The sequence below is a fragment of the Nostoc sp. genome, assembly GCF_036916655.1.
In the GTDB taxonomy this organism is placed as follows: domain Bacteria; phylum Cyanobacteriota; class Cyanobacteriia; order Cyanobacteriales; family Nostocaceae; genus Nostoc.
In genome coordinates this window covers 32,342-45,683 of record NZ_JBALFY010000048.1, presented here as the reverse complement: position 1 = coordinate 45,683, position 13,342 = coordinate 32,342, and the positions used below count along the sequence as shown (strand labels likewise).

Annotated in this window: 9 protein-coding genes; 3 read left to right on the top strand and 6 right to left on the bottom strand. The window is 41.6% G+C overall.

Going from position 1 to position 13,342, the window contains the following annotated elements:
- Positions 1 to 44: 44 nt before the first annotated feature.
- Positions 45 to 1,898, bottom strand: a complete 1,854-nt coding sequence (locus tag V7L31_RS12820; RefSeq protein ID WP_334696569.1) for an adenylate/guanylate cyclase domain-containing protein — start codon at positions 1,896 to 1,898, stop codon at positions 45 to 47.
- Between the two features lie 119 nt (positions 1,899 to 2,017).
- Between V7L31_RS12820 and V7L31_RS12815 the strand changes: the two genes are divergently transcribed.
- The 3 genes from V7L31_RS12815 to V7L31_RS12805 all read left to right on the top strand — a co-directional run bounded on the left by V7L31_RS12815 (position 2,018) and on the right by V7L31_RS12805 (position 9,199).
- Positions 2,018 to 5,713, top strand: coding sequence for an NB-ARC domain-containing protein (locus tag V7L31_RS12815; RefSeq protein ID WP_334696568.1), 3,696 nt, complete (start codon positions 2,018 to 2,020; stop codon positions 5,711 to 5,713).
- A gap of 37 nt (positions 5,714 to 5,750) precedes the next feature.
- Entirely contained in the window at positions 5,751 to 5,978 is a 228-nt protein-coding gene (locus V7L31_RS12810) for a hypothetical protein (RefSeq protein ID WP_334696567.1), read from the top strand.
- Positions 5,979 to 6,241: 263 nt separating this feature from the next.
- Positions 6,242 to 9,199, top strand: coding sequence for a beta strand repeat-containing protein (locus V7L31_RS12805; protein WP_334696566.1), 2,958 nt, complete (start codon positions 6,242 to 6,244; stop codon positions 9,197 to 9,199).
- 220 nt (positions 9,200 to 9,419) lie between these two features.
- On the opposite strand, the gene hypB is transcribed toward V7L31_RS12805, so the two are convergent.
- From hypB to V7L31_RS12780, 5 genes are all read right to left on the bottom strand, one after another.
- A complete protein-coding gene (gene hypB, locus V7L31_RS12800) occupies positions 9,420 to 10,232 on the bottom strand; it encodes a hydrogenase nickel incorporation protein HypB (RefSeq protein WP_334696565.1) in 813 nt (270 codons plus the stop codon).
- On the bottom strand, positions 10,223 to 10,564 hold the full coding sequence (hypA, locus tag V7L31_RS12795; protein ID WP_334696564.1) for a hydrogenase maturation nickel metallochaperone HypA: 342 nt from the start codon (positions 10,562 to 10,564) through the stop codon (positions 10,223 to 10,225). The genes hypB and hypA overlap by 10 nt, the downstream gene beginning before the upstream one ends.
- 20 nt (positions 10,565 to 10,584) lie before the next feature.
- Positions 10,585 to 11,688 carry a hydrogenase expression/formation protein HypE gene (hypE, locus tag V7L31_RS12790; RefSeq protein ID WP_334696563.1) on the bottom strand — a complete coding sequence of 368 codons (1,104 nt, stop codon included), beginning with the start codon at positions 11,686 to 11,688 and terminating at the stop codon, positions 10,585 to 10,587.
- 60 nt (positions 11,689 to 11,748) lie between these two features.
- A complete protein-coding gene (gene hypD / locus V7L31_RS12785) occupies positions 11,749 to 12,927 on the bottom strand; it encodes a hydrogenase formation protein HypD (RefSeq protein ID WP_334696562.1) in 1,179 nt (392 codons plus the stop codon).
- Between the two features lie 77 nt (positions 12,928 to 13,004).
- Positions 13,005 to 13,265: a HypC/HybG/HupF family hydrogenase formation chaperone gene (locus tag V7L31_RS12780; protein ID WP_334696561.1), complete on the bottom strand. Its 261-nt coding sequence runs from the start codon at positions 13,263 to 13,265 to the stop codon at positions 13,005 to 13,007.
- Positions 13,266 to 13,342: the final 77 nt, after the last annotated feature.

Genomic DNA, 13,342 nt, shown 5'->3' with positions numbered 1-13,342 from the left:
AATGTAGCCAAAATTCCGCAACGGTGTACTAGTTGATATTATGTTTAATTAGATTTTTGAGAAATTATCTGATATAGGTTATCAAACTGAGTTAAAATTGCTGGAGGAACAGAGGTGAAATTAATAAAAAAGCTTCCTTTATCTGCCAGTTTTTCTAAGACTTTGGCATAGATATCTTCACTTACTTGCGAGGAGTTTTTTGATGTTAAAAGATTTATTTTAATATTAGTTAATTGAGGTGGGATTTCATTTGGTATATCTACCTGTAATTCGGCTCCTTTAGCTGATAGTTTGACTAAACGCCCGTAAAATACTGTATTAACCATTTGCTTGTCATGTAAAATAGTGTATAAAAGCGGTATTTCTTGAGGAACAGGAAAAAACAGTTCTTCTTCTTTGGGCAAATAAAGGTTGTATCGTCCACCCACACCATATACTTCATAAATGGTAATTGCCTGACTCACACCTTTCGGCTGAACTTGCTTTTGTCCAATAATTCTGACGCTCGATCCGACTTCTTGGAAAGTCTGCTCAGAAATGAGAATTTGACCGCCACTAGTATATGACTCAATTCTATAAGTGAGATTTACTTGACTGCCGACAATTCCATATTTAGTCCGTTTCTCGGAACCAATATTACCAACTATAACTTCGCCTGTGTTAATACCAATTCCCATTTCTAATGGTGGCCAACCAAGGGCTTTCATTTTTTCATTAACACCACCCATTGCTAACTGCATGGCACAGGCGCAGGTAACGGCTCTGAGGGCATCATCTTCTTTAGCGATCGGCGCACCAAATAAGACTAGAATACCATCTCCCATAAACTCATCAATTGTGCCTTGATAATGATTAATTACATCAGCCATGTATTCTAAATAGAGGTTGAGAATGTGAATTACTTCTTCCGGTGGAAAGCGTTCTGAGAGAGATGTGAAGCCTCGTAAGTCGGAGGTAAGGATAGTGATTTTGCGTCGTTCACCACCGAGTTTTAATCTTTCAGGGCTTTCTAACAAGTTAGCAACAACTGTATCGCTCAAATATCGCCCGAAAACTTGACGAATTAATTGGTTCCTTTTTTCTAATTCGGTGTTGGCTTCTGCTAAATCTGTGGTTCGTTCTCTGACTCGATGCTCTAAACTTCTCGCGTTTTCTCGGAGTTTCCCAATAACAAGTGTCAATCCTGAAATTCCTAAGACTGACATACCGCCTAACATGGCGAAGGTTCCTTGCAGACTTTGGTTGGTTTTGGTGACTAAATTATCGAGAGATTGAGAAATTTCCCAAGCTCCAGCAACATCTCCGACTTCCCAGTTTTTCTTGGGACTAGTACGATCTGTGTTATGACAAGTTACGCAACTTGGTTTCATCAAGCTGGCTTGGGCATAACGCAAGGTAGTAGATCCATTTTGCTTCTCAAGACGATAGAATTTTTGACGAGGATTATCTCTCAAGAAGTTGAGTGCGTCGCGCTCAAATGCGTCTTTTGCTCCCCCTGTCGCCGTGCGCCAAGGATATGGATAGTTACTGTACAGTCGTACAGACATTTCAGTATTTTTTTCACTAATTTGCTCGCCAAGTTCGATCGCAAAAGTTGAGGGTAAAGGGATTGCACCTTTGGCATTGAGGTAAGCGTGGGTAACGGTAATTCCAGGCACAACTTTAGCTCGTTCGGCGGCGGCGGCGCTGTAGAGGTCAAAAGCTTGAGTCAATGATTGGATATTCAAGGCAGCATTTTGAACTCCTTGGGATTCAATCAAGCTCGATGAAAGCGCAGACATATTAGAAATTGCGATCGCGATCGCTGCACATAACATCAGCGTGAGTACAAGAGTAATCCTCTGTAAGAGTAAGCGTAAAAGTAATTCCCAAATTCGACTAATTAATGACTGAAGCATAAGCTTTATGTAAAGAATTTGTAAAATACTGCATATTGTTTTTGCTATTATCTGATAAATGAATTATGCCATTCTACTTAGAGAATTTAAAGTGTATTTAACTTTCGCCGATCACAGCAATGGATATTGAGCAAGCACTCGCATTTACAGACGCTCTCGTTTTTGCCAAGTCAAGAATTCATTTGAGCGATCTCCAACAAGCTATGTTGCGTGAGTCCTGGTCTTTGGAACGTCAAAGTTACGATCGCATTGCCGATATTTATGGCTATTCTCCAGCTTACTTAAAACATGATATTGGCCCGAAGCTATGGAAATTACTTTCAGACGTGTTAGGAGAAAAAGTTAATAAAACAAGTTTCCGAACCGCAATTGAGCGTCGATTTAAAATAGAGAATGTGACGGTACAATTAACTTCAGAAAAAGAAAATATATTTAATAATCTTGAAGAAGAAACGCGAGTAAAAGTTACTAATAATTTACTGATTACAGAAGTTAAGACTTCGTATCAAGATTGGGGAGATGCAATCGATGTTGATTTTTTCTACGGAAGACAAGCAGAACTAGCTCAGTTACAACAGTGGATTTTAGTCGAGCGGTGTCGGCTTGTGGCTTTGTTAGGAATGGGTGGGATGGGAAAAACTTCTCTCTCTATCAAGCTGGCGCAACAATTACAGGGCGAGTTTAAATGTGTGATTTGGCGAAGTTTGCGAAATGCGCCACCAGTACAAGAGATATTAATCGATTTATTAAAATTATTATCTAATCAGCAAGAAATTGATTATCCAGAAACAGTTGAAGGTAAAATTTCGCGGCTGTTACATTATTTGCGATCGCAGCGTTGTTTATTAATTTTCGATAATGTTGAAACCATCTTACAACCCAACGATCAATCTAAATCATCTTATCTGGAAGGCTATGAAGCTTATGGCGAAATATTTAGACAAGTTGGAGAAATTCGCCATCAAAGTTGCTTAGTCCTAACTAGTCGATATCAGCCTCCAGAAGTCCGCTTATTAGAAGGAGCAAGTTTACCTATTCGGGCTTTTCAATTAACTGGCTTGAAGAAAACAGAAGCACAAGAGCTTTTGCAGTTAAAAGGTAATTTTCAAGGCTCAATAGAAGAATGGAATCGGCTGGTTGAAGGTTATGCCGGAAATCCCTTAGCATTAAAAATTATTGCAACTACGATTCAAAAGTTGTTTGATGGTAGTATTTCTGATTTTCTCAACCAACAAGCTTTTGTTTTTGGGAATATTAGAAATCTCATAGATCAGCAATTTGAAGGACTTTCTGAGTCGGAGAAAACGGTGATTTATTGGTTGGCTATTTATCGCGCTCCGGCTTCATTTTCAGAACTGCGATCGGATATTTTTCCACCCAGAACGCCCCAAGAATTAATTGATATTTTAGAATCACTAGAGCAACGCTCTTTAATTGAGAAAGCTAAAGCGACATTGATTGAAAAACATCGTACACAATTTTCACTTCAGCCTGTAGTAATGGAATATGTCACCGAAAAATTAGTCGCTCAAGTTTGCCAAGAAATTCTGAGAGGCTTAGAAGCGAATGCTGAACAAAAAAATCTGCTGTTCAAAACTCATGCGTTACTCAAATCCCAAGCAAAAGACTACGTGCGAGAAACGCAAGTTCGTTTTATTCTCAAGCCGATTCTAGAACGCTTATTACTCGATCGCTTATTAATCGAAGTCAAAGAAAAACTCGCAATTGAAAACCTACTTACTCAATGTTTAAACAAGTTACGAGGTACATCGTCACTTAAAACTGGATATGCAGGCGGTAATATTTTAAATTTACTTTGTCAATTACAATCAACTTTAACTAACTACAATTTTTCCAATTTAACGATTTGGCAAGCCTATTTACAAGATGTGAATTTGCATAATGTTAATTTTGAATATTCTGATTTGAGTCAATGTGTTTTTGCTGAAACCTTTGGTATGGTGTTTGCTGGTATTGCTTTTAGCCCAGATGGAAGATTATTAGCTACGGGAGATGCGGAAGGTGGGCTTCGTCTGTGGCAGGTTGCAACTGGGCAACTAGTTATCAATTTTGCCGGACATCTAGGTTGGGTTTGGTCGGTTGCTTTTAGTCCAGATGGGCAATTATTAGCAAGTTGCAGTAGTGACAAAACGATTCGGCTGTGGGATGTCAACACTGGTAAATGTCTGAGAACTTTGTCAGGACACACAAGTTCGATTTGGTCAGTTGCCTTTAGTGCCGATGGCCAAATCCTCGCTAGTGGAGGCGATGAACCAACAATCAGATTATGGAATGTCAACACTGGGGACTGTTATAAAATTTTGTCGGGTCACACCGATCGCATCCTCTCAGTATCATGGAGTCCCGATGGTCAAACTCTAGCTAGTGGTAGTGCCGATTTCACGATTCGACTTTGGAAAATTAATGGAGAATGCGATCGCATTTTAGAGGGACATAGCGATCGCATTTGGTCAGTATCATGGAGTCAAGATGGTCAAACCCTAGCCAGTGCCAGTGCCGATTTCACAATTCGCCTCTGGGAAATTAGTACTGGAAACTGCTTCAATATATTACAAGAACATAGCGATCGCGTCCGTTCAGTAGTCTTTAGCCCCAATGCCCAAATGCTGGTCAGCGCCAGCGACGATAAAACAGTCAGAATTTGGGAAACTAGTACAGGGCAATGCCTGAATATTTTACCAGGACATACCAATTCGATATTTTCAGTGGCTTTTAATGCAGATGGTCAAACCATTGCCAGTGGTAGCGCAGACCAAACCGTAAAGCTATGGGATGTTAGTACAGGTAAATGCTTTAAAACTTTAAAAGGCTATAGTAATTCTGTCTTTTCAGTTGCTTTTAATGCAGATGGTCAAATTGCCAGTGGCAGCACAGACCAAATCGTAAGACTATGGGATGTCACTACGGGGACTTGCCTGAAAAAATTCACCGGACATAGCGGTTGGGTAAGTTCCGTAGCCTTTCACCCAGATGGAGATTTGCTAGCCAGTAGCAGCGTCGATCGCACCATCCGCTTATGGTCAGTTAGCACAGGGCAATGTTTGCAAACCTTGAGAGGTCATATAAATTGGGTACAATCAGTAGCCTTTAGTCCCGATAAACAAATTTTAGCAAGCGGCAGTGACGACCAAACCATTCGCTTATGGTCTGTCAGTACAGGAAAATGCCTCAATATATTGCAAGGTCATTCCAGTTGGATTTGGTGTGTTACCTTTAGCCCCAATGGTAAATTCCTTGCTAGCAGTAGTGAAGACCAAACCATTCGCCTGTGGTCGATTGCCACTGGTGAATGTCTCCAAATTTTAGAAGGACACACTAGTAGAGTGCAAGCGATCGCTTTTAGTCCAGATGGGCAAATTCTCAGTAGCGCTAGTGAAGATGAAACAGTACGCCTGTGGTCAATTGATACAGGTGAATGTCTCAATATTTTTGAGGGACACAGTAATAGTGTTTGGTCAGTTGCCTTTAGTCCAGAAGGTGATATTTTGGCAAGTAGCAGCTTAGATCAAACAGTGAGAATTTGGAATAGACATACAGGGGTTTGCCTGAAAGTGCTGCCTGTCATGCCTCATGCAATGCGATCGCATATTGCATTTGGTAAATCTACAGAACATTATGCGATCGCTAGCGGCAGCCAAAACGGCACTATTCAGATTTGGGATGCCCAAACGGGCAAATCTTTGAAAACACTCAATCCTGACAGACCTTATCAAGGAACCAATATTACAGGCGTAACTGGAATCACGATAGCTCAAAAAGATGTCCTCAAAGCGTTAGGTGCTTTCGAGGTTTGAGTCAAAAATTACGCAAACAATAGCCGATGCAATCAATGTGCAGGTCGATGCAATCAAGGTGCAGGTCAATGCAATCGATGTGCAGGTTGATGCAATCAAGGTGCAAGTCAATGCAATCAAGGTGCAGGTCAATGCAATCGATGTGCAGGTCGATGCAATCGATGTGCAGGTTGATGCAATCAAGGTGCAGGTCGATGCAATCAAGGTGCAGGTCAAAAGAGTTACATGTCAATACTGTTCAGATAAGCCCAAAACCCTCATGTAGAGACGCGATTTATCGCGTCTTCAAAGACCAATTATCTACTTGTCCTCTTCTTCAACCTTAATTTTTTAGAAGAATTCGACTTAATTATCTCCTTAATTTTTCATAACTTATCCTCATCGACGCGATCGAACAACAAACCTAAAGTAAAGGAGTCCTGAAAAACGAAAGGGTAAAGCACCCAAAAAACAGGATATTTCCCAACTTAAAACGAAGCTGATCGCTTCATCGAAAACATTATTTTCAACAATTAAGGAGAAATTCAAATGGGAACATACACTGGTGATAATTCTAACAACACTTTTATCGCTGACGAAGACGGACAACCTTGGTTACTTTCAGGAAAAGGAGGCGATGATTACCTAGCGGGTAAATCTCAGAACGACACAATTTATGGCGATGAAGGTAATGACAACCTACTTGGTGGAGCTGGTAACGACATCCTAGACGGCGGAACTGGTAACGATAACCTATATGGTGGAATCGGCTTTGATAGCTTGTATGGCGGCGATGGCAACGACAGAATATCTGACACAGATGGTATTGTTGATGGTGGTGCTGGTACTGATACTCTAATTGCAGATTACAGCCAGTTGAATAATGGGGCTGGTGTTGATGTCGGATTTAATGGACAGAATGCCATCTTCAGCCGCTTGAATGGAAATTCTTTACTCAGCTACAGCAACATTGAGAGATTTGAAATTACTGGTTCACAATACGCCGATGTCCTGCGTGGTAATGCTGGCAATGACATCCTTAATGGTGGTGCTGGTGATGACCTGCTTTTTGGTGGTGCTGGCTATGATACGCTCAACGGTGGCGATGACAACGACAGAATCACTGACACAGATGGTATTGTTGATGGTGGCGCTGGCACTGATACTCTAGTTGCAGATTACAGCCAGTTGAATAATGGGGCTGGTATTGATGTGGCATACCAGGGTCAAAATGCCATCTACAGCCGCTTTACCGGAAATCCGGTACTCAACTACAGCAATATTGAGCGATTTGAAATTACAGGCACACAATACGCCGATGTCCTGCGTGGTGGTACTGGCAATGACATCTTCAATGGCGGCGCTAGTGATGACTTGCTTTTTGGTGGTGCTGGCTATGATACGCTCAACGGTGGCGATGGCAACGACAGAATCACTGACACAGATGGTATTGTCGATGGTGGTGCTGGCACTGATACTCTAGTTGCAGATTACAGCCAGTTGAATAATGGGGCTGGTATTGAAGTGGCATACCAGGGTAGAAATTCTATCTTCAGCCGCTTTACTGGCAATCCGGTACTCAATTACAGCAATATTGAGCGATTTGAAATTACAGGCACACAATACACTGATGTCCTGCGTGGTTCTGCTGGCAATGACATCCTTAATGGCGGTGCTGGTGATGACGTGCTGATTAGTAGTGCTGGAAATGATACCCTCAACGGTGGCGATGGCACTGATACTCTAGTTGCAGATTACAGCCAGTTGAATAATGGGGCTGGTATTGATGTGGCATACCAGGGTCAAAATGCCATCTACAGCCGCTTTACCGGAAATCCGGTACTCAACTACAGTAATATTGAGCGATTTGAAATTACAGGCACACAATACGCCGATGTCCTGCGTGGTGCTGCTGGCAATGATATTCTCAATGGCGGTGCTGGTGATGACCTGATTTTTGGTGCTGCTGGCTATGATACGCTCAACGGTGGTGATGGCAACGACAGAATAACTGACACAGATGGTATTGTCGATGGTGGTGCTGGCACTGATACTCTAGTTGCAGACTACAGCCAGTTGAATAATGGGGCTGGTATTGAAGTGGCATACCAGGGTAGAAATTCTATCTTCAGCCGCTTTACTGGGAACCCAGTACTCAACTACAGCAATGTTGAGCGATTTGAAATTACAGGCACACAATACACCGATGTCCTGCGTGGTACTGCTGGCAATGATATTCTCAATGGTGGCGCTGGTGATGACGTGCTGATTGGTAGTGCTGGCTATGATACGCTCAACGGTGGCGATGGCAACGACAGAATATCTGATACAGATGGTATTGTTGATGGTGGTGCTGGTACTGATACTCTCGTTGCAGATTATAGCCAGTTGAATAATGGGGCTGGTGTTGATGTCGGATTTAATGGACAGAATGCCATCTTCAGCCGCTTGAATGGAAATTCTTTACTCAGCTACAGCAATATTGAGAGATTTGAAATTACTGGTTCACAATACGCCGATGTTCTGCGTGGTACTGCTGGCAATGATATTCTCAATGGTGGTGCTGGTGATGACCTGCTTTTTGGTGGTGCTGGCTATGATACGCTCAACGGTGGCGATGGCAACGACAGAATAAGTGATACAGATGGTATTGTCGATGGTGGTGCTGGTACTGATACTCTAGTTGCAGACTACAGCCAGTTCAGCAATGGTGCTGGTATTGATGTGGCATACCAGGGTCAAAATGCCATCTACAGCCGCTTTACTGGAAATCCTGTACTCAACTACAGCAATATTGAGCGATTTGAAATTACAGGCACACAATACGCCGATGTCCTGCGTGGTGGTACTGGCAATGACATCTTCAATGGCGGCGCTAGTGATGACTTGCTTTTTGGTGGTGCTGGCTATGATACGCTCAACGGTGGCGATGGCAACGACAGAATCACTGACACAGATGGTATTGTCGATGGTGGTGCTGGCACTGATACTCTAGTTGCAGATTACAGCCAGTTGAGCAATGGGGCTGGTGTTGATGTCGGATTTAATGCACAGAATGCCATCTTCAGCCGCTTGAATGGAAGTTCTTTACTCAGCTACAGCAATATTGAGCGATTTGAACTCACCGGTTCACAATACGTCGATGTCTTGCGTGGTGCTGCTGGCAATGATATCCTCACTGGTGGCGCTGGTAATGACCAGCTGATTGCTGGTGCTGGCAACGATCTTCTGGTTGGCGGAGTTGGCAATGATATTCTGACTGGTGGTGTTGGTGCCGATCAGTTTGTCTTCAATTCTAAACTTGAAGGACTTGACATTATCAAGGACTTCAGTCGGGTGGAAGGTGACAAGATTCAGATTTCTAGAATCGGATTTGGTGTTACTGATGTTAGTGCTTTCAGCTACAATGACGCTACTGGTGCGTTGTTATTCCAAGGAACTCAATTTGCGACTCTTGAGAATAAGCCTGCTAATTTCGCAGTTAGTGTGGATATCCAGCTGATCTAGAATTTTCGAGAAATTAGTCTGACAAGTTCATAATTTGAAGCGAACAAATTTACACCCGGAAATTATTTTTTAGTTTCGGGTGTAATTTTTTCATTGTCAAGATGACTATTCAAAATTCAAGACATTTCATTTACGATAAATCATCAAAAAGACGCGATAAATCACCGTCTCTACAATAATCAGTCTTTTGTCTTGGCGGCGATTCATCGCGTTTCTTGTCTTAATTCTTAGTTACCCATTTATACCAATTATCTAAACCTACACCAGTAGTGGCAGAAACCTGAAAAATCTTAATTTGGGGATTCACCTGCGTAGCATATTCTATGCACTTTTTCACATCAAAATTTACATAAGGTAGCAAATCAATTTTTGTGAGAATCATTACATCACTAGCGCGGAAGATATGCGGGTATTTTAGCGGCTTATCTTCTCCTTCCGTGACTGAGAGAATTACTACTTTTGCCTGTTCTCCCAAATCGAATAAGGCTGGACAAACTAAATTTCCGACATTTTCAATCATCACAACTGAATTCAGTGGTGGATTTAGTTGTTGTAAACCTCTTTCTATCATTGAGGCATCTAAATGACAGCCTGTTCCAGTGTTGATTTGGATGACTTTAGAACCTGTTTCTTTAATTTTTTTGGCATCGTTAGCAGTTTCTTGGTCGCCTTCAATGACACTAATAGATAATTGCTGCTTTAAGTCATTGATTGTGCGAGTCAAAAGAGTTGTTTTGCCAGCACCGGGAGAACTCATTAAATTTAAAGCGAGAATATTTCGACCTTTAAACCATCCCCGATTTTGGGCAGCTAGTAGGTTATTTTTTGCTAATATATCCTGTTCTAAGGATATGATTGTGTTATGTATTTTGGCATGAATTTGAGGTGCTTCTATATGAGTATCATGACTATGGGAGTGAGTGATGACAGTTCCATCTGGTAGAGTGTGAGTATGACTATGTTCCGCTTTATCTGTTTCTAAATTTGTAATTTTAGCTTCACCATCATCAGAACAACCGCATGTTACACACATAATTCCTCGATTTCTATTTCTTTAATGTTCAGTTCTTCACCAGTAATTAAATCTAATTGCACGCTACCACAGTTACAGATACCATAAGGTTTATCTACAGAAATTTCTGCACCACATTGGCGACACTTTGCTAAACCGGGGATTTCTACAATCTCTAATTTTGCCCCTGCTAAAACTGTACCTTGAGTGCAAATATCAAAACAAAATCGGATAGCATCGGGCATAATTGCTGAAAGTTTACCGATTTCTAATAAAACTCGCTGCACTTTTGCACCTTTGGCATTCTCAGTCACAATTGCCACAATATTTTGAGTAATTCCAAGTTCGTGCATACTATAAAATCTATCAAAAATTAACAAATTCGTGGTAGTTGTTCGCCTACTAACATATCAACAATCCTTTCAGCACCAAAAGCTGTTTTTAATAGTACGATACCTGGGGGTGAGGTAATAACTTCGCCAATAATGCAAGCATCTTTGCCTGCTGGGTGGGATTTCATTGCAGATAAAATATTGTTAGCATTCTCTTTTGCAGCTACTACAACTAATTTACCTTCATTAGCTAAATACAATGGGTCTAAACCGAGAATTTCGCAAACTCCGTTGACTTCTTCCCGTACTGGAATAGATTCTTCAAAGAGGCGAATTCCCACATCGGAACTGAGGGCAAATTCATTTAGTACTGTGGCTAAACCTCCGCGTGTGGCATCTCGCATAGCATGAACTTGGGGACATACATGGAGAATAGTTTCTACTAAACTATGCAATGGTTGACAGTCACTTTCAATATTAGTTTCTAAGGCTAACTCGCCACGGGCAATTAAAATTGCTGTCCCATGATTGCCTATTTCACCATTAATTATGACTGCATCTCCAGGTTTAATATTGTTGGTGGAAATATTAATTCCTCGTGGGATGATGCCAATACCCGCAGTATTAATAAAGAGTTTATCAGCAGCACCTCGATGTACAACTTTTGTGTCACCAGTGACAATTTGAACACCAGCTTTTTCTGCGGCTGCTTTCATACTGTTTGCGACACGGCGTAAGATTTCGACGGGTAATCCTTCTTCTAAAATTACGCTGCAAGTTAGATATAAAGGTTTAGCACCGCTAACAGCTAAATCATTAACTGTGCCGTTTACAGCTAATTCTCCTATATCACTACCGGGGAAAAATAAGGGGTCTACAACATAAGAGTCTGTGGTAAATGCGAGTCTGTCTCCTTGTTGGAGGAGAGGGGTTAGGTTGAAGCTGGCTTGGTCTTCTAGTTGTGAGAGAATTGGGTTATCAAAATTGCTGACAAAGATATCATCTATTAAATCGCGCATGGCTTTACCACCGCTGCCATGTGCGAGTGTGATATGAGTGTCTTGCACTTTACTTTTGCGGCGGCGGACTTGTTCTATTTTTTGAAATAGGGGATTTTGGATTGGGTTTGTGGGGGGAAAATTCATATTAAACTTTTTTTTAAACGCAAAGGAACGCAGAGAGAAGTGCAGAGGTACGCTGAGTATTTAGTCTGAGGAGAAGCCGCAGGCGGGGAGAGGTTCTTGAGTTATTTTTAGTTTTTGGGTGATTGTTCTTTTGGCAATTGTGGAGAGTCGCCCGTATTTGTAATAGGCTGCACAAGCGCCTTCGGAAGATACCATGCAAGTACCGATTGGTGTTTCTGGTGTGCAAGCTGTACCAAATACTTTACACTCCCAAGGTTTTAAGACTCCTTTGAGAATTTCTCCACATTTACAAGCTTTATGGTCGGCTACTTTGAGGTTAGGAATGGTAAATTTAAGTTCGGCATCAAATTGGGCATATTCAGGTTGAATTTTTAATCCTGAATAGGGGATGTCACCCAAGCCTCGCCAATCAAAACTATCTCGGATGGCGAAAACTTTATTTATGGCTTGTAGCGCTACTGTGTTTCCAGATTTTTGGACAATTCGATTATATTGGTTTTCAACTTCGCAACGATTTTCTACTAGCTGTTGCAATAGCATCCAAATTGATTGGAGAATATCTAAGGGTTCAAATCCTGAGACGACTATCGGCTTATTATATTGTTGAGAAATAAATTGATATGGGTCGGTGCCAATTACCATGCTGACATGGCCAGGGCCAACAAATCCATCCAGTTGTAAGTCGGGATTATCTAGTAGTGCTTTGAGGGCGGGAATCACGAGGACGTGATTGGAAAACATACTAAAGTTAGGAATTTTTTCGGCTGCGGCTTGCAGGATGGTGAAGGCGGTGCTGGGGGCTGTGGTTTCAAAGCCTAATGCGAAGAAGACTACTTCTTTGTCGGGGTTATCTCTGGCAATTTGCAGGCTATCTAAGGGAGAGTACACCATACGGATGTCTGCGCCTTGTGCCCTGGCTTGCAGTAATGTGGTGTTGGAACCAGGAACTCGCATTGCGTCGCCAAAGGTGGCAAAAATGACGTTATGATTTTGGGAGATTGCGATCGCATCATCTAATCTGCCTTTTGGCATCACGCATACTGGACAACCAGGCCCATGAATTAGTTCGATGGTTTGGGGTAATATTTCTTCAATACCATATTTAAAAATGGAATGGGTATGTCCGCCACATATTTCCATGATTTTGATGGGTTTTTCTAACTGGTAGCTTAATTTGGTGATTTCACGGCATATAGCTTCAGCTTTTTCCGGTTCGCGGAATTCGTCAACATATTTCATAAGGATTGGGAAATAGTAGGTTTTATCTCAATATGGGTATTTCTTTCTTCTCTCTGTGCCCTCTGCGGTTTGTTAAATTAAGTACTAATTCCTGCTTGTGCTGCTGCTAATTCTTGGAAGAGTTGTAATGTTTCTGCTGCTTCTTGTTCGTTAATTCTATTCATGGCGAAGCCAACATGTACTAACACCCAATCGCCAATACAACCTTCGGGGGGATGTTGTTCATCGACAATACAAGCAATATTTACTTCGCGCTTAACACCACCAATGTCAACTATGGCTAATTTATGGTTAGCGTTGGTAATTTCTACAATTTGTCCGGGGATTCCTAAACACATTTTGTTATTTTTGAAGATTATTTTTGAAGATTAAATAACCACAGAGGCGCGGAGAATACAGAGAGAATTACTGGTGA